This window comes from Bacillus sp. AFS088145 (genome assembly GCF_002564465.1).
Classification (GTDB): domain Bacteria; phylum Bacillota; class Bacilli; order Bacillales; family Bacillaceae_G; genus Gottfriedia.
In genome coordinates, this window is the sequence record NZ_NUUX01000002.1 from 139,112 (window position 1) to 165,196 (window position 26,085).

General features: G+C 33.7%; 25 protein-coding genes. 15 read left to right on the top strand and 10 right to left on the bottom strand.

The genetic code is table 11. The features are described 5' to 3' along the window. Window positions 1-56 precede the first annotated feature (56 nt). Both treP and COI44_RS01270 read right to left on the bottom strand, forming a co-directional pair. Window positions 57-1,475 carry a PTS system trehalose-specific EIIBC component gene (treP, locus tag COI44_RS01265; protein WP_098426290.1) on the bottom strand — a complete coding sequence of 473 codons (1,419 nt, stop codon included), beginning with the start codon at window positions 1,473-1,475 and terminating at the stop codon, window positions 57-59. A 260-nt stretch (window positions 1,476-1,735) separates the two neighbouring features. Continuing rightward, entirely contained in the window at window positions 1,736-2,947 is a 1,212-nt protein-coding gene (locus COI44_RS01270) for an ROK family transcriptional regulator (RefSeq protein WP_098426291.1), read from the bottom strand. 243 nt (window positions 2,948-3,190) lie between these two features. Between COI44_RS01270 and COI44_RS01275 the strand changes: the two genes are divergently transcribed. From COI44_RS01275 to COI44_RS01285, 4 genes are all read left to right on the top strand, one after another. Beyond that, window positions 3,191-4,009, top strand: a complete 819-nt coding sequence (locus COI44_RS01275; RefSeq protein WP_098426292.1) for a purine-nucleoside phosphorylase — start codon at window positions 3,191-3,193, stop codon at window positions 4,007-4,009. 279 nt (window positions 4,010-4,288) lie between these two features. Then, window positions 4,289-4,543 carry an EamA family transporter gene (locus COI44_RS24410; protein ID WP_286163695.1) on the top strand — a complete coding sequence of 85 codons (255 nt, stop codon included), beginning with the start codon at window positions 4,289-4,291 and terminating at the stop codon, window positions 4,541-4,543. A 17-nt stretch (window positions 4,544-4,560) separates the two neighbouring features. Beyond that, a complete protein-coding gene (locus tag COI44_RS01280; protein WP_286163696.1) occupies window positions 4,561-5,196 on the top strand; it encodes an EamA family transporter in 636 nt (211 codons plus the stop codon). 222 nt (window positions 5,197-5,418) lie between these two features. Beyond that, window positions 5,419-5,814, top strand: coding sequence for a CBS domain-containing protein (locus COI44_RS01285; protein ID WP_098426328.1), 396 nt, complete (start codon window positions 5,419-5,421; stop codon window positions 5,812-5,814). A gap of 49 nt (window positions 5,815-5,863) precedes the next feature. Here COI44_RS01285 and COI44_RS01290 read toward each other — a convergent pair whose 3' ends face one another. From COI44_RS01290 to pgaC, 4 genes are all read right to left on the bottom strand, one after another. After that, window positions 5,864-6,466: a hypothetical protein gene (locus COI44_RS01290; protein ID WP_098426293.1), complete on the bottom strand. Its 603-nt coding sequence runs from the start codon at window positions 6,464-6,466 to the stop codon at window positions 5,864-5,866. Window positions 6,467-6,475: 9 nt separating this feature from the next. Continuing rightward, window positions 6,476-7,678, bottom strand: coding sequence for a ParM/StbA family protein (locus tag COI44_RS01295; RefSeq protein ID WP_098426294.1), 1,203 nt, complete (start codon window positions 7,676-7,678; stop codon window positions 6,476-6,478). A 405-nt stretch (window positions 7,679-8,083) separates the two neighbouring features. Beyond that, the gene (locus COI44_RS01300; protein ID WP_098426295.1) at window positions 8,084-8,620 is read right to left on the bottom strand and encodes a hypothetical protein; all 537 of its coding nucleotides are present in this window, start codon (window positions 8,618-8,620) and stop codon (window positions 8,084-8,086) included. Further along, a complete protein-coding gene (gene pgaC / locus COI44_RS01305) occupies window positions 8,581-9,669 on the bottom strand; it encodes a poly-beta-1,6-N-acetyl-D-glucosamine synthase (RefSeq protein ID WP_353615998.1) in 1,089 nt (362 codons plus the stop codon). The genes COI44_RS01300 and pgaC overlap by 40 nt, the downstream gene beginning before the upstream one ends. Window positions 9,670-10,105: 436 nt before the next feature. Between pgaC and queC the strand changes: the two genes are divergently transcribed. The 9 genes from queC to COI44_RS01350 all read left to right on the top strand — a co-directional run bounded on the left by queC (window position 10,106) and on the right by COI44_RS01350 (window position 17,934). Then, window positions 10,106-10,843: a 7-cyano-7-deazaguanine synthase QueC gene (queC, locus tag COI44_RS01310; RefSeq protein WP_335484454.1), complete on the top strand. Its 738-nt coding sequence runs from the start codon at window positions 10,106-10,108 to the stop codon at window positions 10,841-10,843. After that, window positions 10,836-11,312, top strand: a complete 477-nt coding sequence (queD, locus tag COI44_RS01315) for a 6-carboxytetrahydropterin synthase QueD (protein ID WP_098426297.1) — start codon at window positions 10,836-10,838, stop codon at window positions 11,310-11,312. The genes queC and queD overlap by 8 nt, the downstream gene beginning before the upstream one ends. After that, on the top strand, window positions 11,305-12,021 hold the full coding sequence (gene queE, locus COI44_RS01320) for a 7-carboxy-7-deazaguanine synthase QueE (protein ID WP_098426298.1): 717 nt from the start codon (window positions 11,305-11,307) through the stop codon (window positions 12,019-12,021). The genes queD and queE overlap by 8 nt, the downstream gene beginning before the upstream one ends. A 5-nt stretch (window positions 12,022-12,026) precedes the next feature. After that, a complete protein-coding gene (gene queF, locus COI44_RS01325) occupies window positions 12,027-12,524 on the top strand; it encodes a preQ(1) synthase (protein ID WP_056469085.1) in 498 nt (165 codons plus the stop codon). A gap of 136 nt (window positions 12,525-12,660) precedes the next feature. Continuing rightward, a complete protein-coding gene (locus COI44_RS01330; RefSeq protein ID WP_098426299.1) occupies window positions 12,661-13,347 on the top strand; it encodes a response regulator transcription factor in 687 nt (228 codons plus the stop codon). Beyond that, window positions 13,347-14,351, top strand: a complete 1,005-nt coding sequence (locus COI44_RS01335) for a sensor histidine kinase (protein ID WP_098426300.1) — start codon at window positions 13,347-13,349, stop codon at window positions 14,349-14,351. Before COI44_RS01330 ends, COI44_RS01335 begins: the two co-directional genes overlap by 1 nt. 104 nt (window positions 14,352-14,455) lie before the next feature. Next, window positions 14,456-15,217, top strand: a complete 762-nt coding sequence (locus COI44_RS01340; RefSeq protein ID WP_098426301.1) for an ABC transporter ATP-binding protein — start codon at window positions 14,456-14,458, stop codon at window positions 15,215-15,217. Beyond that, a complete protein-coding gene (locus COI44_RS01345) occupies window positions 15,207-17,150 on the top strand; it encodes an FtsX-like permease family protein (protein ID WP_098426302.1) in 1,944 nt (647 codons plus the stop codon). The genes COI44_RS01340 and COI44_RS01345 overlap by 11 nt, the downstream gene beginning before the upstream one ends. 112 nt (window positions 17,151-17,262) lie before the next feature. Further along, window positions 17,263-17,934: a YdeI/OmpD-associated family protein gene (locus tag COI44_RS01350; RefSeq protein ID WP_098426303.1), complete on the top strand. Its 672-nt coding sequence runs from the start codon at window positions 17,263-17,265 to the stop codon at window positions 17,932-17,934. An 80-nt stretch (window positions 17,935-18,014) separates the two neighbouring features. Here the strand turns inward: COI44_RS01350 and COI44_RS01355 are convergent, their stop codons facing one another. The 3 genes from COI44_RS01355 to COI44_RS01365 form a co-directional block, all read right to left on the bottom strand. Beyond that, window positions 18,015-18,218: a YbdD/YjiX family protein gene (locus COI44_RS01355; protein WP_098426304.1), complete on the bottom strand. Its 204-nt coding sequence runs from the start codon at window positions 18,216-18,218 to the stop codon at window positions 18,015-18,017. Beyond that, on the bottom strand, window positions 18,208-20,286 hold the full coding sequence (locus COI44_RS01360; protein WP_098426305.1) for a carbon starvation CstA family protein: 2,079 nt from the start codon (window positions 20,284-20,286) through the stop codon (window positions 18,208-18,210). The genes COI44_RS01355 and COI44_RS01360 overlap by 11 nt, the downstream gene beginning before the upstream one ends. 280 nt (window positions 20,287-20,566) lie before the next feature. Further along, a complete protein-coding gene (locus COI44_RS01365; protein ID WP_098426306.1) occupies window positions 20,567-21,457 on the bottom strand; it encodes a TetR/AcrR family transcriptional regulator in 891 nt (296 codons plus the stop codon). A 211-nt stretch (window positions 21,458-21,668) separates the two neighbouring features. On the opposite strand from COI44_RS01365, the gene COI44_RS01370 reads away from it, so the two are divergent. Both COI44_RS01370 and COI44_RS01375 read left to right on the top strand, forming a co-directional pair. Then, the gene (locus tag COI44_RS01370; RefSeq protein WP_098426307.1) at window positions 21,669-23,204 is read left to right on the top strand and encodes a DHA2 family efflux MFS transporter permease subunit; all 1,536 of its coding nucleotides are present in this window, start codon (window positions 21,669-21,671) and stop codon (window positions 23,202-23,204) included. 211 nt (window positions 23,205-23,415) lie between these two features. Beyond that, on the top strand, window positions 23,416-24,336 hold the full coding sequence (locus COI44_RS01375; RefSeq protein WP_098426308.1) for a hypothetical protein: 921 nt from the start codon (window positions 23,416-23,418) through the stop codon (window positions 24,334-24,336). Between the two features lie 141 nt (window positions 24,337-24,477). Here COI44_RS01375 and COI44_RS01380 read toward each other — a convergent pair whose 3' ends face one another. Next, a complete protein-coding gene (locus COI44_RS01380) occupies window positions 24,478-26,079 on the bottom strand; it encodes a glycoside hydrolase family 43 protein (protein ID WP_098426309.1) in 1,602 nt (533 codons plus the stop codon). Window positions 26,080-26,085: the final 6 nt, after the last annotated feature.

Sequence of the window (26,085 nt, forward strand, 5' to 3'; positions counted from 1 at the left end):
TTGATTTATAAATAAATTCGAAAGGAAGGAAAATAGATTTCCTTCCCCTTAAATAATTATGAGTTTTTCACTAGCAGTTTTTTCTTGTTAAAGATAATCGTTAAAATGAATGGGACAACGACTGCAACTAGCATAGCGATTGAAAACATTCCAATATGTTTAGGCTGAATAGATAAAATTGCTGGAAGGCCTCCAACACCAATCGAATTCGCCATTACACCTGAACCAACTGAAACAATAGCAGCTATACCAGAGCCAATCATAGCAGCTACGAATGGATAAGCATACTTTAAGTTAATACCAAACATTGCTGGCTCTGTTACCCCTAAGAAACAAGAGATAGCAGCAGGTATTGATACTTGCTTTTCTTCCTCATTCTTTCTATTCAAATAAATGATTGCTAAAACAGCTGAACCTTGTGCAATATTTGATAAAGCGATCATCGGCCACAGATTTGTTCCGTTAAGCTGACTCATTAGTTGAAGATCGATTGCATTAGTCATATGATGCAATCCTGTTATAACTAGTGGTGCATAGAAGAATCCAAAAACTAAGGCAAAGAGCCATCCAAATGAAGATGTTAATCCTGAATAGACTAAATGTGAGATAGCTGAACCAATTTTCCAACCAATCGGACCTAATACTACATGTGCAATTAACACTGTTGGTACTAGTGCAAAGAACGGTACCACAATCATTGAAATTGCACTTGGAACGATTTTTCGAATATTTGTCTCTAAAATCGCTAAAGTGAAACCGGCTAAAATAGCTGGAATAACTTGCGCTTGATAACCAATCATATCGATTTTAGCAAAACCAAAGTCCCAAACTGGTGGTACTGCCCCACCTGCTACTGCGTATGCATTTAGTAGTTGTGGTGAAACAAGTGTAATACCTAAAACAATCCCCAGAATTTGAGTCGTACCCATTTTCTTTGTAATTGACCATGTAATACCAACTGGTAAGAAATGAAAAATGGCTTCACCGATCAACCATAAAAAAGAATGTGTTCCCGCCCAAAATTGAGAGGTTTCAACAAGCGTTTTAGTACCATGATCTAGTAGTTTAATATCCCCAATTATGTTACGGAATCCTAAGATTAGACCCCCAACAACAATGGCTGGAATTAGTGGTGAAAAGATTTCCGCTAGGTGAGCAAGTAATCTTTGAATCCATGTCATATTTTGCCTTGCTGCTATTTTAGCTTCATCTTTTGAAGTTTCCTCTACCCCAGCTAATTTTACAAATTCATTATAAAAAATAGATACTTCATTACCGATAATTACTTGAAATTGCCCTGCTTGCGTAAAAGTACCTTTAACTATTTTAATTTCTTGAATCATTTTTTCATCAGCTTTTTTAACGTCTTTCAGCACAAAACGCATTCGTGTTGCACAATGAGTTACGGTAGCGATGTTTTCTTTACCACCAATGTACTGAAGTAATTGTTTTGCTTCATCACTAAATCGGCTCATGATATCCCCTCCTCGAGCAATCTATTATTTATTTTATAACATTTAAGTTCGTCCTGTACGTACAAGATTAGTATATTCTTGTACGTACAGGATTGCAAGCGTTTTTTGTAAACGTTATCACTTCTTATTAATTTCCATGGAAATCGTTAATCAATTTACTAATTAATTCTTTTATCACTATTTACTGAAAAAAAATTTCATAAAAAAACCGTTAACCTCTATCTGTTCCCAGGTAGAGCATTAACGGCTTTTAGTTTTTATTACATAGTTTCCTCTGTAAATTGATCAAATACGATACAACCCGCTCCTTGTGCAACGATATTATACGCTGTCGATGATTTAATGATTTGAACAGGGCTGTTTGGATAATTTTTCAATCTTCCTTGTGCTGTTTCGCATGCTACATCAAAAAATAATGGCTTTGGAACTAATGTACCTCCACAAATGACAATATCAGGGCGTACAATATAAATAAGATTAGTCAGTCCAATTCCAAAGTAATTAGCCGCCTCTTTTATGACCTCTAAACAAAGTGGGTCTTCCTTTTCTAAAGCTTCTAGAATTTGATGATAGCTAATATTTTCGACATCGTTTAATTCACTCATCAAAGAAGTAATCTCACCGCGCTTAACACGTTTGATTACCTCTTCTCGAATTGCAGGTAAACTACTGTACGCTTGTAGACAACCATATGAACCACATGAACAAAGCTTTCCATGAATATCAACAATCATATGTCCAAAAGCATCGTCCATTTCGTTCTTATTACTTATTAATTTCCCTTGTTGAATAATTCCACAACGAATTCCCATATCACTCGAAACAAAAACAATATTTTCGTTTTCTTTACTGAAATTTAGTCTGTACTCTGCTAGGGCAGCTAAATTTGTTCCGTTATTTAGTAATACTGGGCAATGATTAGCTTTTTCTAAATGCTTTACAATATTTAAATCATCCCATCCATCTGCTAAAAATGATCCCGATTTAATTACACCCTTTTCTTGATCAATTGGGTCTAAAACTCCAATGCCAATACCTAATAATTGTCCCCTACTAATCTGATTTTGATCTAATAATTCACTTACACTTTTGGTTACAAAATTTAAAGTATATTCTCCAGTACTTACGTTGCTCATTTTTAATTTTTTTGAATCGATAATTGTTAGATTTAGGTCAAGCAATAGTACTGTTGTATATAAATTCGTGATTTCGACACCGATTAAGTAGAATGTAGTTGGGTTAATCACATACATTGCTGGTCTCCTTCCACCACTAGAAACCCCTAAACCACTGTCATATATAAGCCCTTCCTGTACTAATTCATCTAACAACCGTACACATGTAGTATGTTTATATCCTGTCATTTCAGTTAATGAACTAACTTTAATTGGCCCTAATTTTCGTATTAAACTATATAAAAGCTTTAAACTTTTGATTTTAGGCGACTGATAGCCTTTAAATTGCCTGATCATTGACTCCTCCAAAACTATAATCTTATTTTACATTCATTTAACTTTTTATATTTTATGAATTAAGTATAGCTATTTATACGTTATATTTACAGCATTTTTAGTAAAAAGGAATAAACTTTTTACCGAAATGATTTTTAGTCTGTTTACAAGTAAGGAATTATCCATTAGACTTATGGTGAAAGCATTATTATTTATTAGAATTCTTATTACAATCCCGATCGCTCATTTTAGGAGGAAAAATAAATGCATAAAACTGAACATATTTTAGAAACAAGAGATTTTATATTAAATAAAACAAACTACCGTCCAACGGTTGGATTAATATTGGGTTCTGGCTTAGGGACTCTTGCAGATGAAATCGAAAACTCTGTTGTAATTCCTTACAGTGAAATTCCTCATTTTGCAAAGTCTGAAGCAGTTGGACACGCAAATGAATTAGTAATCGGTGAATTAAAAGGCCAAGCTGTGGTAGCAATGAAAGGCCGTTTCCATTATTATGAAGGCTTTACTTTAGATGAAGTAACGTTCCCTGTGCGTGTAATGAAAGCACTTGGAGTAGAAAAATTAATCGTAACTAATGCTTGTGGGGCTGTTAACACTAGCTTTAACCCAGGCGATTTAATGTTAATTACTGATCATATTAATTTAGTTGGAACAAATCCTTTAATTGGACCAAATAACCCAGAACTAGGAACTCGCTTCCCTGACGTTTCTGAAGTATATAACAAAGAATTACGTAGCCTTGCATTAGATGTTGCTGCGAAACAAGATCTTAAATTACAACAAGGTGTTTATGCTTGGTGGAGTGGCCCTTCATACGAAACACCTGCTGAAATCCGTATGATCCGTACACTTGGTGCAGATTCTGTTGGGATGTCAACGGTTCCTGAAGCAATCGTAGCTGTTCACGGAAGTATGAAAGTTTTAGGTATCTCTTGCCTAACAAACATGGCTTGTGGCATCCTAGACCAACCATTAAACCACGAAGAAGTAATTGAAGTAGCAAGCATGGTTAGAACGAAATTCGTTAACCTAGTTAAGGGCATTTTAGAAGAAATGTAATTCGAAATACGAAATGCGCAAGGCGTTTGATCAGCCCCGACAAGCATAAGACGAAGAACGATAAAGGTTGGTTTTTACCTTTATTGGGCTTTGGCTTATGACCTCGAGGGGCTAACGCCTGGAGCTAGTCAATGCGGAAAGCGTTCGAGTGGCTCTGGAGGAAGTATTACCGGAGAAATATCTCGCTCAACTAGACGGTAACAAAATATGAAATTAGATAGAAGTAAAGAGGTTTTGGTTTTCCCTCTTTACTTCTTTTTATGAAAACGGGGTGTTATTTTGAAAGGTATACTATATATCATTATTGGTTCTGTTTGTTATGGCGTTTTGTCTACCTTTGTAAAATTGGCGTATGGTGATGGTTTTATTGTAAATGATGTCGTCGGTATTCAAATGTTTGTTGGGGCTATATTGTTATGGTCCATCGTACTTTTTAATAAAAGTAGCTCCGCTAAATCTAATAATGAACAATATATAAAGCCTACAAAGAAGGATGTTTTATTGCTTGTTGTATTAGGGTTACTACTGGCTTAACAGGGATGTTTTATTATTTGGCTTTGCAATATATTACTGCATCATTAGCAATTGTACTGTTGTTCCAATTCACTTGGATTGGCGTTTTATTAGAATCAGTAGTCAATCGAAAACTTCCTGAAAAAAGTAAATTGTTCTCATTGATTCCTCTCGTTATTGGCACGTTTTTTGCGACAAATGTTTTAACCGATGGAATTGGTTCATTGAATTGGTTAGGAGTTTTATTTGGGGCGTTGTCTGCGGTTTCGTACAGTACTTTTATATTACTTAGCGGTAGAATCGCTTTAAAAGCAAACCCAATAACAAAAACGGCATTAATGATTACAGGTGGTTTTATAATTTGTGCGATCTTCCTCCCACCTACATTTTTCACTAATTGGCACTTATTTGCAGAACTTTCATTAAAGTACGGGCTGATCCTTGGCTTTCTAGGTCCATTTTTCTCTACTTTAATGTTTTCAAAAGGGGTTCCTTTAACAGGTTCTGGTCTTGCCTCTATTTTAGGGGCAGCAGAGTTACCGACAGCTACGTTAATGTCAGCGATTGTATTAAAGGAAACGGTTGGAGCTCCACAATATTTTGGTATCATTTTAATATTAATCGGTATCGTTTTACCTGAATTCCTTAAAAGAAAGTCACTACAATCAGCATAAAAATATTTTCTTACTTTAAACTCGTAAACATACATTATGCAATATAAATTTGCTAATGCTTCGAATAATTAAATAGATATTCCAAATAATATTTTAGACTGCAAGCAAAGCGCTAGCAATCAGTCTAATAATCAGTTTTTTTTTGGACTTTGTTTAAAAACAAAGATATTCTAATATCTTTGTTATTTTTTGGAGGTGTTTTTTGTGAGAGTAAAAGACGTCATGTCGAGTAACGTTGAATGTTGTTCAAACCAGGATTCTTTACAATCAGTGGCAAGTAAAATGGAATCCTTAAATGTTGGAGCAATTCCAGTTGTTGAAAATGGACAAGTAGTTGGAATGATTACAGACCGAGATTTAGCTTTACGTGGTATTAATCAAGGTGGAAACGCGAGTGCTTCCCAAGTAATGTCTAATAATATTGTGACGATTGATTGTAACGCCAGTCTTCAAGAAGCATCAAATTTAATGGCACAACATCAAATAAGAAGATTACCAGTCGTAGAAAATGGGAACCTTGTAGGAATACTTTCACTGGGTGACTTAGCAGTACAAGAGCAGTCAGATGAAAGTGCTGGCGAAGCACTGTCTCAAATCTCTCAGAATGATATTCAATAACTAGAAAAATGGGACCGAACAATAAAGTTTCCGGTCCCATTTTTATTTTTTATTTATTCATCTGTGCAAGAAAATCTCCGAGTAGACTATCCATATCTTCCTCTTCAATTTCTTCTTTGGCCGCAGAGATTTCGCTTTTGCTTGCAGCTTCCCAATTAAAGTTATCTAAATCATCATCACGGTCGGCCTTTCTTCCAATACTACCTAAATTCGTTACATTCGGTTCGCTTGTACGAATTTTTGATTGAACAGGTTCCAATTCTGGCTCTAGTTCATTCATTTCTTCTTGAAGATATAGAGCCTCTTCAATTGCTAGACTATTACTATTTAGCGAAGTAATAAGAGAAGCAGTTCGAATTGGGTTAGATAATAGTTGGTACACAATACTGCCTAATAGTGCCTCAGAATGTTCATGTTTTAACCAATCTCTTTGAGCTTTATCTAGGCTTTTTGGTAGTGGAATCGTAATTGTTTGCCTTTGCTTTGATAATGAGTCAGTAACTCCGCTTATTACGTACTCAGCGATCTTACTTGAAAAGTTCCGCCTTTCGCTTTGTTTAAGCTGCTGCAAATGTTTTATAATCTGATCAGGCGTATCGGAAGGGATACGAAATGTAATAGGTTGTCCCCTCGTCAATTCTTTTTCCTTCATGGAATCACCTTATTTTGCTTTAGACATTTTTTGTTCTTCTTTTTCAACTTGTTGTGTTTCTCTTCTAGATTCTCTTACTCTTTTTATTTCATAATCAGCGATTAGCTTATAATAAGCATTCGCCATCATCCAGATACTTTCCTTCTCATCCTCAAAGAAATCAATATTATAACCATCTAGGTTATTATTAAGGGTTTTAAGATACTCTTTTAAGATTAGCGATCCTCCACCAATGAAATAGCATATTTCAGTTTGTGAGTTCTTTTGCCAAATATTTCTTAAATGGCGATATTGTTTTTTTGCTAATTCTAACAGAATTCGGTCTACAATATCATGAACGCTTGTCCGACTACCCTTAACCATAATATGGTTTCGATCACTTTTCTTAGTAATGATCTCTACAACGTCTCTTCGGCTATCAAGTTCAACTCCATGTCTTGAACGAATCTCTTCACGAATTGCTTCTAGGGACTCTGCCACACCAAGATTAAAACCTTGGGCTTTATCGTCATCTACCTTTCGATTCCTAATGACGGCAATATCAGTTGATAACCCTCCGATGTCTTGAATAAGGATTTTTTTATCTATAAGGTCTTTATTAATAATGTTTAAATGATTGTCCATAACTAAGTTAATAAAAGCAGCGAATCCTTCAGGATAGACTTTAACTTCTTCAAACTTAATATTAACTTTTAATCCTTGATGTCTTGGTGTTACTAAAAACTCTACTTGGTGCACTGAGCCTAGTAATCGAGAACGATAACCTACGTCCTTTCCTTCCTTTACTTCTCTAAGCGGAAGACCCGTTCCTAATACGTAAGTTGCCTCAATTACATTATTAGAGTTCTTTACAATCTGTTTATTATCTTCTCTAGCTGCATCTAACGCTAAAGCTGCAAATAACATAATAAGTGTTTGATCCTCTTCAGACTTATTACTCCCAGGATCTAGTTCTGTTGCATTACCACTTTTAGTTGCTAAATTTCCTACACGATAAACAGTATTATTCTCTTTTAAAGTAGGCGAGTGAACGCGAATATGTATTCCATCAACTGGATCTTGGTTGTCTAATTCTTCTATCCCAATGATTGGACGATCTTCTGTATCCCTTGCAATAATATTAGGAATATTAATCTCAGATTCCATCTTCCCAAAAATTCCTTTGAGTGAATCGTTTCCTACATCAATAGCAGCTATACGAGCATTTACCACTTAAATCATCCCTTTCGCTAATAGGTTTACATATTAATAGATAATTCTGATATTAGATTATCTAACTTTAGCCATCCGGTCAATGTCCCATACTGAACTATTATAAAAATGTAACTGAATTGTCATCTTGTATACAAAATTGTAAACACATAAACTTGTATACATATCTGTGTACATGTGTACAAAAACGTATACAACTGTTTACAAAAACGTGTACTTGTATACAAAAGTGTATACATTCCCTTTTTCATTCTAGAATTAATATCGGTACAACTGTCTCCTACCTGTGGATAGTAAGTTTACGTTTTGCGTACAAGTATACTTTATCGTATACAACTGTTTACAAAACGTATTCTTGTGTACAAATATGTGTACAACTCCCTTAGATTGGTTTTTCTCTAAAAACTAAAAAACAGGTAGATGGCTTCTACCTGTCAATATGTGTATAAGTCCCTTATTAAAAATATCCACATGTGGATTACTTTTTTTATTATGACTAGCTAACTCTAGAATAGGATTATTTTCAAAGATTATAATTTTTGAATCCTGTAATTTATTGTAATCCTCTTCAGACATAAGCTTTAAATTTAATAGTTCCTCCTTTGTTGTAAATTTTGGATATGACCTTCTTCGTAATGATCCAAATCTTTTTAAATTATAAAATTTCCAACTTAAAAGACCAAAATAAAAAACGATCCACAACAGGATTGTAAATAAAACAAAAAAAAGTATGTCATGATTTGTCATTTTAAAATAGGACTTTACTATATTTATATATCCATTATTGTAATTTATTAGCGAACTAATGAAAAAAGCCATTAAAATTATACAGTAGATCCAAACTACTAATGTTGTAATCGTAATCATCACTTCACTTAGCCAATTTTTCTTTGAATGAACGATTACTTCAGTTTCCTGTTTCCCCTGTCTGGACTTGTCCATGTTGCATAACCGCCTTTTATTCTTGATTTAATTGCTTTTGGTAATGCAAACATTACAATTATTGCATTTAAAACCCAATAAATAACTGGATACCACGCGGCCCATAAGTAATATTTTTTTATGTTATCGTATGTGGAATCAACTCTAAACGACATCCAAAGCTGTATAAGACTCATGAAAACAAGTGAGAAAGAAGAAAAAGTCATCCATATTATTAATTCTTGTACACTGTTAGCAGTTATTAAATAGTAAATTGTCACGAATACCCAAGAAAATGACCAAATTAAACTAACCCATTGTTCAAGATAGATTGGCCAGATCCTTCTATGACGAAAGTCCAATAATAAACGCCAATACCGCAGAATTACCTCTTGACCACCCCGTGCCCAACGAATTCTTTGATTCCAAATTCCCTTTAATGTTTCTGGAACTAACATCCAGCAAAGTGCACGAGGTTCATAGCGAATATCCCAAAATCTTTCTTGTAGCTTCCAGGATACTGCGATGTCTTCTGTAATCATGTCGCGGTCCCATAATCCTACATCTACAAGTGCTTTTTTTCGAAATGCAACGACTACGCCTGATACAGTCATAATTTTATCGAGCATTCTTTGGGTTCTTTTTATGGCCCCAATAATAGAAGAATATTCTACTATTTGTAATCTACTCAGTAGCGTATCACGATTTCGAATTCTTGGATTTCCCGTTACAGCACCTAATCTTTCCCCACTATGTAGAAAATGATATATGAGATACTGTGCAGCCTTAGGCGCTAAAATGGCATCCGAATCAATGCAAACTAAAAACTCCCCTTTTGATGCATGGCAAGCAATATGTAAGGCATTTGCTTTCCCCCTATTTTCTCTACAATCAATTGCCTTAACCTCGCGATGTTTATTTGCAATTTTTTCTAAAACTTTAAAGGTTGAATCCTTACTGCCATGGTTTACAGCAATGATTTCTTTTAATGGATAATCTAATTCCACTAAATATTGAATTGTCTCTTCAATTGTTTCTTCCTCGTTATAACAAGGTATTAAGATGCTAATTAATGGCTAATCAATCCCTTCAAAATTTACATCTTTTCCTTTTTCACGGTATCGGAAAAATAGACTGGATCCGGCCACCCAAAATAAAGACATAACCAATGGATACCAAAATACAAACTCCGACAAAAGGCTTATGAATTTGTTCAATTTTAATCACCTAATTTACTAAATTCAATAATGCAACTCCCATATAAAAACTAGTATCAGCAAATACAAATAAATTAACAGTGTTTTTCAGACCCAAATATGTAATTTTTTACTTTCTTACAAAAGTTTTTGTTCTTTTAACATGAAACGATTATAATGGGAATGATGATTGTACTTCTCTAGTACAATTTAATAGATAGAAAATTTAATAGAAAAATCCATAAGCTTTATTGCTTGTGGTAGAGGTCGCAAACTCCCCTCTACAAAAAAATAAGGCGAAAAACAATATTTGTCGTATTGTTTTTATTTTTGTTATTCGGGATGCCCTCTTCTTTTTAATCATGTAAAGGAGAGAAAAAATATGAAAAATGAAAAAGCAATCGTTGTATTTAGCGGTGGCCAAGACAGTACTACATGTTTATTCTGGGCTATGGAACAATTCGGTGAGGTTGAAGCTGTTACGTTTAATTACAATCAGCGTCATAAACTAGAATTAGATGTAGCTGCAGATATTTGTAAGGAATTAAATATTCCTCACCATATCCTTGATATGTCCTTGTTAAATCAGCTTGCACCAAATGCTTTAACAAGATCAGATATTGATATAACTCACGAAGAAGGCGAACTTCCTTCTACATTCGTCGATGGACGTAATTTGTTATTCCTATCTTTTGCAGCAGTACTTGCTAAACAAAAAGGAGCAAAGCACATTATTACTGGTGTTTGTGAGACTGACTTTAGCGGATACCCTGACTGCCGAGATATCTTTGTTAAATCATTAAATGTAACTCTTAATCTATCAATGGATTATCCATTTGTTATTCATACTCCACTTATGTGGATCGATAAGGCTGACACATGGAAATTAGCTGATGAATTAGGCGCATTTGAATACGTAAAAGATAAAACACTAACTTGCTATAACGGCATTATTTCTGATGGTTGTGGAGAGTGTCCGGCATGTGAGCTTCGTCAGGCTGGTTTAGATCGTTACCTACAATCGAAGGGAGCCACAAAGCATGTTTGATTTTCGCATCGTAGAAAGACTTCATAAAATTGATGAGCATATAAAAAAAGAAGACTTAAAATATCACCGTAAACGAGTTCTTGTTAATAAAGAATTTACTTTTGATGCTGCACATCACTTACATTGCTACGAAGGTAAATGTAAGAATTTACACGGGCACACATATAAAGTTATTTTTGGAATTAGTGGCTTTGTTGATGAAATCGGCTTAGTGATCGATTTTGGTGATATTAAACGGATTTGGAAGGAAAAAATTGAAATCTATTTAGATCACCGTTATTTAAATGAGATGCTACCTCCGATGAATACAACAGCCGAAAATATGGTTGTTTGGATTTATGAGCAAATGGAAAATGCACTAAAAGGTCATACAAATCCTGAACAAGATATTAGAGTAGAGTTTGTTCGTTTATTTGAAACGCCTACTTGCTACGCAGAAGCTCGTAGGGAGTGGATGATCAATGAGTAAAATTCCAGTACTTGAAATATTTGGACCTACTGTACAAGGTGAAGGAATGGCAATCGGTCAAAAAACGATGTTTATTCGTACTGCGGGTTGTGATTACTCTTGTAGTTGGTGCGATTCTTCGTTCACCTGGGATGGTAGTGAAAAAGAAAATATAAAATGGATGACCGCAGAAGAAGTTTGGAAGAATCTAACCGACTTAGGCGGCGATACATTCTCTCATATTACGATTTCTGGTGGAAACCCTGCCTTACTTCCATCTTTAGGCCCTGTAGTTGAGTTTTTAAAGGAAAAGAATATGACTTTAGCTCTTGAAACTCAAGGTAGTAAGTGGCAACCATGGTTACCTTCTATCGATGAAGTTACTTTATCGCCTAAACCGCCTAGCAGTGGCATGAATACTGATTTCGATATGCTAGGAAGCATTATTCAAAATTTAGAAAATCATCCAAAGTTTTGCTTAAAAGTTGTTATTTTTGATGAAAAAGATTTAGCTTATGCGGAAACTGTTCATCAAAAATTCCCACATGTCCCATTCTTTTTACAGGTCGGAAATAGTTGGCTAAATGCGGATGATAGCACTTTATTACAATACATGTTAAATCGTTACGAATGGCTTATAGATGAAGCTATGAAATCGAAGGTATTTAAAAATGTAAAAGTTTTACCTCAATTACATGCATTTGTTTGGGGAAATAAGAGAGGAGTTTAACCAAAATGGTAGGTAGATCAAAAGGTTCACTAGAAGAAGTATCATTACTTGGTAGCAACAACACAAAATATTTATTTGAATATGATCCAGGAATATTAGAAACATTTGATAATACTCACCCAAATCGTGATTATTTCGTAAAATTTAATTTCCCTGAATTTACTTCACTTTGTCCAAAAACTGGTCAACCTGATTTTGCGACAATTTATATAAGCTATATTCCTGAGAAGAAAATGGTTGAAAGTAAATCTTTAAAACTATACTTCTTTAGCTTCCGTAATCATGGTGATTTCCATGAAGATTGCATGAACATCATTATGGATGATCTAATTAAATTAATGGATCCTCGATATATTGAAGTTTGGGGAAAATTCACTCCACGTGGTGGAATTTCAATTGACCCATATTGCAACTATGGTCGCCCAGGTACTAAATACGAAAAAATGGCTGAACATCGTATGATGAACCATGATTTATACCCTGAGAAGATTGATAATCGATAAAAAAATCACTTTAAAGTGCACTGAATAAAAAACAGTGTACTTTTTTTATTCAGGTAAATACTATATTCGTTTATGGCACTTAATTTGTTTTTATTTTACAATTAATGGAAAGTAAATAAAAGTGTGGTGAAACCATTTGTTTAAACTATTACTCATTGAAGATGATTCTTCTCTATTCACTGAGATTAAAGATCGCTTATCTGGATGGTCCTATGAAGTATATGGGATAACAGACTTTAATAAGGCAATTCAAGAATTTACAGAGATAAAACCAGATTTAGTCATCATTGATATACAACTACCAAAATACGATGGTTTTCACTGGTGTCGTATGATTCGTTCCCATTCAAATGTACCAATTATCTTTCTATCTTCAAGAGATCATCCCTCGGATATGGTCATGTCGATGCAGCTTGGAGCAGATGATTTTATACAAAAGCCATTCCATTTTGATGTACTAATTGCGAAAATCCAGGCTACTCTTAGACGCGTATATAATTACAATACCGAAAAAATTGCTCTTAAAACTTGGTGTGGTGCAACCGTCGACTATGAAAAAAATACTGTATCGAATGAAACTGGTGCAATTGATCTTACAAAAAATGAGATCTATATTTTAAAACTGCTAATTGAACAAAAAAATAAAATCGTAAGTCGTGAGGAATTAATCAATGCCCTTTGGGATGACAAGCGATTTATTAGTGATAACACCTTAACAGTAAACGTAAATCGATTGCGTAAAAGACTAGATGAAATAGGATTAGGACAATTTATTGAAACAAAGGTTGGTCAAGGATATATTGCTTTAGAAGAGGTCATTTAATGATTAAAACATTTCTAATTGAGCGATTTAGTTGGATACTTTTTTTTCTACTAACACAAGTACTCGTTGTATTTGTTTCATTTATTGATTCGTCAATTCCTTTAAAATCATTACTTTATATTGTCTTTCTATCGCTATTATTGTTTATCATTTTTTTAGTCATTCAATATCCTAAAGAAATAAAATTTTATAAGAGCCTTGTTGAACGTGAGGATAACCTTGACTTGACGGGAATTGAAGAACCAAATAGTCCATTTGAAGAAATTGTTGAAAACAGCTTAATAAATCAAACAAGCTTATTAAAAAAAATAGCAATTCAAAATCAAACTTATTTAGAGCAAGAAAAAGATGAACTCCTATCATGGATCCATGAAGTAAAAACACCTTTAACAGCAATGCACTTAATGATTGATCGTATGAAGGATGAAAAGTTGAAATCAAATTTAACATATGAATGGCTACGTATTCACCTATTACTAGATCAACAACTTCACCAAAAAAGAATACCTTTTATTGAAAATGATCTTTATATCGAAAAAATTCAACTTGAAGATGTCATTTATCCAGAGATTAAAACTTTGCAATCATGGTGTATACATAAAGGGATTGGATTTGATATTGAATTAGAGGAGCTAGAAGTATTCAGTGATGCTAAATGGCTATCATATATACTACGACAGCTATTAACAAATGCAGTGAAATATAGTCCATCCTCAGACATTCGGATTATAAGTAAGCAAAAAAATGACCAAGTGATTCTTGAGATTGAAGACTTCGGTCGAGGTATTCATTCAAAAGATTTGCCGCGAATTTTCGAAAAAGGATTTACTTCAACGATTCAGCATCAAGATAATGCCTCTACAGGGATGGGGTTATATTTAGCAAAGAAGGCTGCCCAGTCCCTACATATCACGTTCCAAGTAAAGTCTGAGTTAGATAAAGGTTCAATTTTCACACTAACCTTCCCTAAACGAAATGAATTTGTAAAAATAACAGGCATGTGACAAAATTGTCACATGCTTTTGTTTATTGTTCGGTTAATCAAAGGAAACGGTCTTGGTAACCATTTATACTAATTTTATCGAATGAAAATAAAGGAGTGTACGAAATGAATATTTTAGAGGCAAATAAAATTCATAAAAGTTACGGAAATAAATTTAATAAACAAGAAGTATTAAGTGGCATTAATATAAACATCGAAAAAGGTGAATTTGTTAGTATCATGGGTCCGTCTGGATCTGGTAAAACTACATTACTAAACGTTCTTTCCTCGATCGATAAGATTAATAGCGGAACGATTGCAATTGAAGGTAAAGATATTACGGATATGAGAGAAAAACAATTAGCAGAATTTCGAAAATACTATTTGGGCTTTATTTTCCAGGAATACAACTTACTAGACACATTAACAGTAAAGGAAAATATACTTCTACCTTTATCAATAACAAAAACATCACCAAGTGAAGCCAATCAAAAGTTTGATGTTATTGCTAAAGAGCTTGGTATTTATGAATTAAAAGATAAGTATCCTAACGAAATCTCTGGGGGACAAAAACAGCGTACTTCAGCCGCTAGAGCATTTATTCATGAACCTAGTATTATTTTCGCAGATGAACCTACAGGCGCATTGGATTCAAAATCTGCTTCAGATTTATTAAATAAACTAAGTGAATTAAATGAGAAAAGAAACGCGACAATTGTAATGGTTACACATGATCCAGTAGCAGCAAGCTTTTGCAATCGAGTTGTCTTTATTAAAGATGGACAAATCTATTCACAGCTACACAAAGGCGATGAAACGAGACAGAATTTCTTTAAAGATATCATGAAAACCCAAGGTGTATTAGGTGGTGTTCACCATGAGCATTAATCATTTGATATTCCGAAATTTAAAAAAGAATTTAAAAAACTATTATCTATATGTTTTTGCATTAATTTTTAGTGCTGCCTTATACTTTTCATTTGTTACATTACAGTATGACCCATCAATGGAAGCGACAAAGGGTTCGATCAAAGGAGCAGCAGCAATTCGCTCGGCGTCGATTTTACTTGTCGCAATCGTTTCGATTTTCCTTTTATATGCAAATATGATTTTTATAAAAAGAAGAAGTAAAGAAATTGGTTTGTTTCAATTAATTGGAATGACTAAAAACAGGATTTTCGGTATTTTAACAGTTGAAAATTGTATTCTATATTTTAGTTCTTTGGTTCTTGGGATCTTAGTAGGTTTTTCGATTTCAAGGCTAATCATTATGATTTTATATAAAATCGTCGGAGTAAAAGCGATTGCTACTTTACATTTTTCTTCACAAGCATTAGTGCAGACACTAATTGTATTTGTCGTAATTTACGCGTTCATTATGTTAATGAATTATGCTTTTATTAAACGACAAACTATTTTATCTTTATTCCGAGTAGTCTCATCGACTGAAGGAAAGCTTAAAAAAATGTCTATCTTCGAGATTTCTATTGGAATTTTAGGTATTTTATTAATAATCTCAGGTTATTTTCTATCATCAAAATTATTTGATGGCGATTTTACTACTATGACTGAACTATTTTCGGTAATGATCTATATTTTAGCGTCAGTCATTATTGGAACTTATTTAGTGTATAAAAGTTCGGTTCGTTTTATTTTAAATATCGTTCGTAAAAAGAAAAATGGCTATTTAAATATTAATGACGTCCTATCTTTATCTTCAATTATGTTTAGAATGAAGTCTAATGCCTTGCTATTAACAATTATTACAACCGTTTCAGCACTAGCGATTGGATTATTATCTTTAAGCTATATATCTTATTATTCTGCAGAAAAAACTGCAGAGAGCCATGTCCCTGCTAACTTTTTCTTAAATAATAAAAAGGATTTACAAACTTTCACATCCGCTCTAAATGCAAATGGTATTAAATATAACGAAAAACAGATCGAGGTTATTCAAGTAAATACAAATATAAAGAGTATACTAGATACAGAGTTAAAAGGCATGATGAAGGATGCTGACAAATTCCCACTAGCGGTAGTAAGCGAAAAGTCAGTAAAAGTAAACCTTGCTTCAAATGAAGCCTTATTTACTGGATACGATGATATGCTTCAAAAATTTATGACCTTAAAGGATTCAGGGCATATTGAATTAACTAGCAGCAAGAAAAAATTTAATCTAAACTATTTAGGATTAAAACGCGAAAAGATTATACCTTCTTACTTCACAAATGGAGGATTTCCTACTGTTATAGTAGACGATCAAGTATTTAAAACATTAAAACAGAATCTTGATTCATCAATTCAAAAAGATTCAACTGTCTACATTGGAATTAATATAAGTGATGAAAAACAAATTGAAAAAGCAAATAATATTTATATGAACCATCAATTTGATAAGAATTATCCTAATGCTTCTCGACTTGAAATCGTTAAAAGTCAGAAAGCAAATATGGGCCTTATTATGTTCATCGTCGGATTTTTAGGATTAACATTCTTAATGACATCTGGATGTATTTTATACTTTAAACAAATGGACGAAAGTGTTGACGAAAAACCAAACTATACTATTTTACGTAAACTAGGTTTCTCCCGTAGAGACTTATTAAGAGGTATCCGTTCTAAGCAATTGTTTAATTTCGGTATCCCATTAGTAGTCGGACTAGTTCATAGCTATTTTGCCGTTCAATCTGGATGGTTCTTATTCGGTACTGAAGTCTGGACACCAATGATTATCGTCATGGTTTTATATGCTGTTTTATACTCGGTCTTTGGTCTTTTATCCGTTCTTTATTATAAAAAAGTAATTAAAGAAGCTCTTTAGACTAGCAATACTGCCTAATAAATAATAGAAGCTCGAATAAGAGCTTCTATTATTTTTTTACTTATTTTGATTTATAATAGCCTTATACATACTACTTTAAAGGTGGATTGGGATGACTAAAACCATTGTTGAAAAGCTAAACTTAAAAAAATATAAAAAAGCTACCGTTTTAAATCAACCAAGTGATGCAAATTATTTTGCAGATTTACCACATTTTGATAAGGATCTACAAAACCATCCTTACGATCTGATATTTGCTTTTGTACTTGATATGGACTCACTAAAAAAACTAGTCACAAAGATTATCCTGAATCATTATTTAGATAAAAATGGCTATATTTTTATTGCCTATCCTAAAAAAGGAAACAAAGTATATCCGACTTATATTCATCGTGATGATTTATTCAAAGGATTAGGTGCGGATGAGAGCGGCTATATTGGTTCAAGTACAATTAAATTTGCTCGTATGGTTGGACTGGATGACGTCTTTACGGTTGTTGGATTAAAAGACGAATCAAAAACAAAAGCTGCAAACTCATCGAAAGCAAGTCAATGTGTAGATGATTATATCGATATGATTCCGAACGTTGAAAAGGATTTAGAAGATTCCCCTGAATTACTTACACTCTATAATTCTCTAACTCCTGGGTATCGTAAAGATTGGGCACGACATGTCTATAGCGCTAAGCAAGAAGCAACGAAAGCAAAAAGACGTGAAGAAATGAAAATGGTCTTAGGTGCTGGATACAAAACACTGGATTTATATCGTAGAGATAAAAAGTAGAATCAAAAAATCCACAAGAAATAATCTTGTGGATTTTGTTCACTTATTAGATAGATGTGCAGCCTATCTGTTTAGTTTTTTTAACAACAACGAGTAACTTTACCACTTTTAGAATTAAAACGTGACTCTTGCGCCTCGATAAAGAACTCTTTTCTAGATTGAATTGGTTGATCAGGGTGTTGTGTTTTCATATGTTCAACATATTTCTCGTAGCTTGGTACACCTACTAATAAACTAATAAACTGTTTATAATATTTTTTAAACTCCTTCACTTTATAATGCATAATTTTTCGGTTCACTTTCTTCGCGTTTAATGTACGGAGTTTCATGTAATTTTATCGGTTTATTAGACAATATATTTATCCAATTTCGAATCGAAGCAATTAAAACTAAAAGCACAATCACCATAAACAATCCACAAATTGTTGCGTCAATATAGTCATTTAAAATAATTTGATTCATTTGTGCTTTACTAGCTGCTGGTGCAAGGATTTTGCCAGCATCTAAACCATCTTTAAAAACTTTAGCATGCGCTAAAAACCCTATTTTTGGTAATGCATGAAATAGCTTTTGATAGCCGGCAGTCATTGTGACGATTAAGATCCAGATTGTTGGCACTAATGTAATCCATGCATATGCCTTTTTCCCCATTTTCAGCAAGATAGTTGTGCCTAGTAATAAGGCAATCGCTGCAAGCATTTGATTTGCGATACCGAATAATGGCCATAAGGTATTAATGCCCCCTAGTGGATCAATTACACCTTGATAAAGGAAATAGCCCCAACCGAAAACGCAAATGGCTGTCGCAATTAAATTTGCAGGAAGTGAATCCGTCTTTCCAAATGGCTTATACACATTACCTAAAATATCCTGCGTCATATAACGTCCAATCCTAGTTCCAGCATCAATTGTTGTTAAAATAAATAATGCTTCAAATAAAATAGCAAAATGATACCAAAAAGCCATTAATGCTTTACCACCAATTACTTTAGAGAAAAGTGCCGCCATGCCGATTGCTAAAGTTGGTGCCCCACCAGTACGAGAAAGAATTGTTTGTTCCCCTACATCTTTGGCTAGTGTGGTCAAATCATTTGGAGCTATTGTAAAGCCCCAGCTTGAAACTACTTGAGCCACTTGGTTTACGTCAGTTCCAATTATGGCAGGTGGGCTATTTATGGCAAAATATGCTCCTGGAGTTAATAAACAAGCAGCAATCATAGCCATTACTGCTACAAAAGACTCCGTTAACATAGCACCATAACCAATGGCACGTGCATGCGTTTCACGTTCAATCATTTTAGGGGTAGTGCCTGAAGCAACTAATGCATGGAATCCAGAAACAGATCCACAAGCAATTGTTATAAATAAAAATGGAAATAGATTTCCGGCAAATACTGGTCCTGTTCCGTCAATAAATTTTGTAACGGCCGGCATTTGTAAATCTGGTGCTACAATAATTATGCCAATTGCTAAAGCTAAAATCGTACCAACCTTTAAAAATGTGCTTAAATAATCACGTGGAGCTAATAATAACCAAACTGGAAGTACTGATGCTATAAACCCATAACCAATCAACATAAGAGCAATCGTTTCTCCCTTAAACGTAAACATTGCCGCTAATGTTGGACTTTCTGCTACATATTGTCCTGCAAATAATGAAAGTAGTAATAAAATCACACCAATAAAAGACCCTTCTCCTACTCGGCCTGGACGTATGTATCGCATATAAATACCCATGAAAATCGCGATTGGAATAGTTGCCGCAATCGTAAACATTCCCCATGGACTTCCCGCAAGCGCTTTAACTACGACAAGTGCTAATACAGCTAATAAAATAACCATAATTCCTAATATACCTATTAACGCGATGACCCCTGTTATAGGACCAATCTCTTCTTTAATCATTTCGCCAAGCGATTTACCATTTCTACGTGTCGAAGCTGCTAATATGACAAAATCCTGCACAGCCCCAGCAAATACAACTCCTACTATAATCCAAATCGTTCCGGGTAAATAACCCATTTGCGCAGCTAAAATTGGTCCAACCAGTGGACCAGCCCCTGCGATCGCTGCAAAATGATGACCAAATAATACCCACTTATTCGTTGGTACAAAGTCTTTACCATCATTATTAATTTCGGCAGGTGTTTTACGATCTTCATCAAGTTTAAATACTTTTTCTGCAATAAACTTACTGTAAAAACGATAAGCCACTGCATATGTACAAACTGCCGCTGTGAGGAGCCAAATTGCATTTATTGTTTCCCCTCTTTTTAAAGCTAATACAGAAAAACAGAAAGCTCCAAGTATTGAAATTAATCCCCAAACTACTATTGACTTTAAAGATTTCAAACTAAGTTACCTCCTTTTTCATTTATAAAAGAAAGTATATCACCAATTCAGAATTTTTTGTCAATTAATGGTAAAAAAAGTATAATAACGACATTTATACTGATTTTAAGCCAGTTTTTCTTCATAAAAGTAGCCGAAAGATGTATTGAACTTTTCTAATTGAAGAATTTCAAGGGAAAAAACAACTTTAGCTATCGTAACATTTGATCTAATCATTTTAAACAAAAGAAAACCAACCTAAGCTTAATTGCTAAAGGATGGTTTTCTTTCATTAAATAGGTTATTTAACGTGTTGAATAAAATTAATGTCGATCAGTTCATTCAGCCTTTGTAGTTCTTTTTCTCCTAGTAACGTCTTCCCTTCGTTTAAGGATACTAGAGCACTCTCAATTAAATATTTTCGCGGTGTTTTTGATTGCAACAATTCGTTTTGTAAAAAATCTAGTAACTCATTGTACTTTTGTTGTTCATTACTATTTAATGCTGATTTTTTCATTGTACAAATAATACTACAAAGCTTTTGTTGAAGATTTTCTTCGGTCTTTCTTACTGGTAACCATCTATCTAATAGTTCCAAATTGAATAATTGTTCACCAGATTCCTCAACATCCTCAACGATCTTAATCATACGTTTTACACTATATCGGACGACTTGATCCATACTAATATTCATATCTTTGGCGAGGTCATAGTATCTCACATTATGGTGTATGATTCCTAAAAACATAATGGCACTATCTAATAAAAAATCTTTCTTTTCACTGCCAAAAATGTCTAGAAAACGTGTATACACCCAATTTAATGTCTTAAAATTACCTTCTCTAATGAACTGTTTAATATCTAAGTCATTTATATAAATTACTTCTTCAAATAGAGAAATCAATTTATTATCTCTATTTGCCTCCATTAATAAAGTTATTTGCTTAATGAAAATTTCAATATTTGAAGGGCTCTGTCCGATCAACAACTCATTTCTTTCATGTTCAAGTTTTTTGTAAATCATATTAAATAATGCGACTACTAAATCACTTTTAGACGAAAAATAATTATAAAATGTACCTTTAGAAATACCGCTATAGTCTAATATGTCTTGAATTGACGTTGCTTGAAATCCTTTTTCAATAAACAATTCATGAGCTATTTTTACAACATGCTGTTTACGATCATTCATATAATCACCTTGGTTCTAGTTAATTACTGCTTAAAAAACATAGTACATTATTTTAACATTTTTAACTAGTAAATATCTGATTAGACTATTAAAGATTTCTAATGGTTATTATAATTGCATCTAATGAATGAATGGTATATCATATTATCTTATATAGAAGATGGAAACGTAGTTCAAAAAATTGAACTAGATGTACAAAGGAGGGGATATCATGGATCATTCCATGAATAAATCAGTTAATCCGCCATATGGGATTATTACAATCCTAATGATTGGGGCTTTTATTGCGTTCTTAAACAATACTTTACTTAATATTGCTTTACCTTCTATTATGAAGGATTTGGACGTTGAGCCTTCGACTGTTCAATGGCTTTCTACTGGATATATGTTAGTAAATGGAATTTTAATTCCGACTACTGCTTTTTTGATCCAAAAGTATTCTGTTAGACATTTATTTATAACTGCACTACTTTTATTTAATATCGGTACTTTAACCGCAGGATTTGCACATGTATTTCCTTTATTACTAGCGGGCCGTATGATTCAAGCTTCTGGTTCGGCTATTTTAATGCCATTATTAATGAATGTTATGCTAACTAGCTTCCCTGTTGAAAAACGAGGAACTGCAATGGGTTTCTTTGGTTTAGTAATGATGGGTGCACCGGCAATCGGACCAACATTATCTGGTTGGATTATTGAACATTATGACTGGAGAATGCTTTTCCATGTTGTTTCACCGATTGCATTAACGATTTTAATTATTGGCTTTTTCTTACTTAAAGATAAAAAAGAGAAATCAAACAGTACGATCGACCTTTTCTCTGTTCTTTTATCTAGTATAGGTTTTGGTGGATTATTGTACGGTTTTAGTACTGCAGGAACAAAAGGATGGGATAGTCCGGAAGCTTACGTTACTTTAATTGTAGGGGTTATTTCATTAGGACTATTTATCTTACGTCAATTAAAACTTGATACGCCAATGTTAAACTTTAGAATTTATCGCTACCCTATGTTTGCTTTATCATCAGCGATTTCAATTGTTGTTACAATGGCTATGTTCTCAGCAATGATGCTTTTACCGATTTATACTCAAACACTTCGAGGCATTAAACCTTTTGATGCAGGCTTAATGCTATTACCAGGTGCATTATTAATGGCAATTATGTCGCCAATTACGGGTAAACTATTTGATAAAATTGGTGGAAGAATTCTTGCAGTAACTGGTTTAGCGATTATGACTATTACTACTTACTTTTTAAGTAAATTAACAATGGATACAACTTATACGCATATTATAATTTTATACTCATTACGTATGTTCGGTATGTCGATGGTAATGATGCCAGTATCAACAAATGGATTAAATCAATTACCAAAACGATTCTATCCACATGGTACTGCGATGAATAATACTTTACAGCAAGTATCTGGTGCGATTGGTACTGCTTTATTAATAACAGTTATGTCAAATCGTACAGAGTCAAAAGCGAAAGAACTTGCTGCTGAAGCGATGAAGCATGTGACTAGTAAACCTACACCTGAGATGCTTGCTCAAATTAAGCAAGAGATCACAATGAAGGCAATGTTAGAAGGAATTAACTTCTCATTTTATGTGACGGTATTCGTTGCCGCAGTAGCACTAGTTCTTGCATTCTTTATCAAACGTTCAACAGCTGCAGAAGAGCCTGTAGTGAACGAAAATACTAATACTAGTACTAACTTTAGGAAAAAGTTAGCAGAGAATTAATAAAGTAAATCTCAGACTAAAAAAGTTCAACCAAAATTGGTTGAACTTTTTTTGTTACTATCTGTTAAACAAAATGTGATATTAAAGTGTATAGCATCCTTTTTGTTATAAAACATTCTATTTAATCCCTGATTATTAAAGGTTATAATTTAATTAACAAATCATTAAAAAACTCACCACTACTTAATACATACTTATCGGATGGTTTAACATGCTAAGAAAAATTATTATATGTCTATTAATCGCTTTTCTACTATTTTTCACAGGGAGTAAGTCTACGAAGGAGAATTTCGAAATAGATAAAGTTAAGTTAAATTATGGAAAGTACGAAATACCTAAAACGCTTATTAATGTAGTTAACTTACAAAATCAATTAGATCGTGAAGGATTATTAGCTCATGGGTTTTTGGGTGGTTTATATTTTTCTTATGAAAATATCGATACACGTTATTTAAATACTCCCCTTGATGTTATCCAATTTGCACGAACTGGTTCAGATGGAGTTCATTTTGGTTTTTTAACTGATTTTGGCCAAGTTAGTGATTTAGAAGATGCTTACATTGTACGTGTTTCTCCAATGGACTCTGATGATCCGGTACAAATTGTTGCTAAAAATTTAAAGGATTTCCTAAGGTTAATATGCTATGCACCTGGTGCTGTGGAGGTTGTTGATGTCACTACTAATAAGGATACTTTTCAAAAGATCCCTGAAATAAAAGCGACCCGAACTATAGAAGGATATGACGCTGAGGAAAGAAAATTGCTTCAGCAAAAACTTTCCCTTGAACCAATTAATTCATTAGAAGATTACTTAATCGATGTCAAAAATGAGCGAGAAAATCAAATCGTCTTACCGACTGAGGATAGCCTTGGTATACTTAACAAGCTTGTGACGAAAACGGTAGAATCAAAAAATCAAAACTTATTTAAGTTTGAAGAAAATATTCTTACTTTAGACACTGATGAAGTAGTACACTTTTTTGAAACCTCATCATTCGACGCTAAATTAGTATTTTTACGCGAAGCTCAATCAAAGGCATTGATCTATGATGATGAAGAAGTAAGAAATTATCTTTCAAAGCAACTACGTTTAATGCACTTAGATGATGAAGCCGTAAGAATTTATTATTAATTAAAACGATCCATTTATTATCAATAGTGAATCTAAAAAAACAAAAACAAAAAAGACATCACTTGCAGATTATCTTAAGTAATAAACAAAAGAAAATGTCCCTAAGATTAGTTAAAATAACCTTTAGGGACATTTTTGTTATCACTTATAAATAAAATAATCAAAATCTGCATGTAGCCCTTGACCAGTCGTATCTTGACATTGCATTCCAACGAATGCACCTGTAAAGAATCCACCACCCTGAATATAATCATCAGACAGTTTATATGAATAAAGTGTTACAGGTATTTCTGTCCATTCCTCTCCATCAAATGAGTAAGAGTACTTGTAAATATTCGTTTTCACATCTACTCGAAGATACACATATTCAACATGTTCTGGAATGATAATTTCGTTGCCTTGAAGGGGTTGTTCGAACTTAAAATTATCACATGTTACTAATTCCAGAATTCTGCCCTTTTCTTCATTCCAAGTGATTTGGCATGAAGTCCAGTTTTGAGTGTTGTAATAATTTACTAAACCAGCTGATTGATGGAATGTAATTGGATTAAATGCTACTTTTGTTTCTGCAGTAAAGTTAAAATGTTGCCAACGTCTTGCTATAAATGATTGAGTAAATTTAGATGTTAGGGATTCTCTTCCGTAAAGACGTAGATGTCCTGGATTGTCTTTTAATGATACGATATTCTCTCCTAATGGAATTCTCAAGTTTTGAAAGTGAGGATTTAAGATTTCTGAGTTAAAGTCATCCATCTCAGGGTAATCATTTTCCCATTTTACTTCATCTATTTTTGGACCCTCTATTTCAAGTGATGGACTATTCCCTCCTACGACATAAGGCCAATCATTTTTCCACTCAAGCCTTTGAATAGCAGTTTCTCTTCCTAATGGACAGAAACCTCTTGGGTCTAATAACGGTTGACCTTCTCTTGGTAATGGTCTTCCTGTTAAATGCACAAGGAACCATTCATCCGTATGTGTTTGAACAATTGATGCATGTCCTGCTTTTTGAAGGGGAATTCTTGGCGTATGGAATGACGAAATTAACGGGTTTTCTGGATGTACTTCATATTGGCCCATTAACTGTTTTGACCTAGCAATTGTAGCCTGGTGATCATATTTCGTACCGCCTTCTGCCGTTAATAAGTAATAGTAATCATTTATTTTATATAAATGTGGTGCTTCCGTCAGTTTAATATCGGTTCCTTTAAAGATAACTTCTGCTTTTCCGATCAGTTTCTGTTCTTCTACACTGTATTCTTGTAATGAAATGCCATAAAAATGATGGTTTCCTACGCGATGATCCCAAACCATATTCACTAAATATTTTTTTCCATCCTCATCGTGAAATAATGAGGGATCAAATCCAGTACTATTTAAGTAAACTGGGTCCGACCATTCTCCGTCAATCGTTTCACATGTTGCGAGATAGTTGTGACAATCTTTCCATTGACCTTCAACTACCTTTACATCAGTGTAAATTAACCAAAATTGTCCGTCACGATAAGATAATGCGGGAGCCCAAATTCCGCCCGAATCTGGATTGCCTGTCATGTTTAACTGACTTAAACGTTTCAAAGGTCTTGATGCTAAGCGCCAGTTCTTTAAATCCTTTGAATGATAGATTCCTACTCCTGGAAACCATTCAAAAGTTGAAACTGCAATGTAATAATCTTCCCCAACTCGGCAAATACTTGGATCCGGATTAAATCCCGGTAAAATTGGATTACTGATTTTAGCCATTTTATA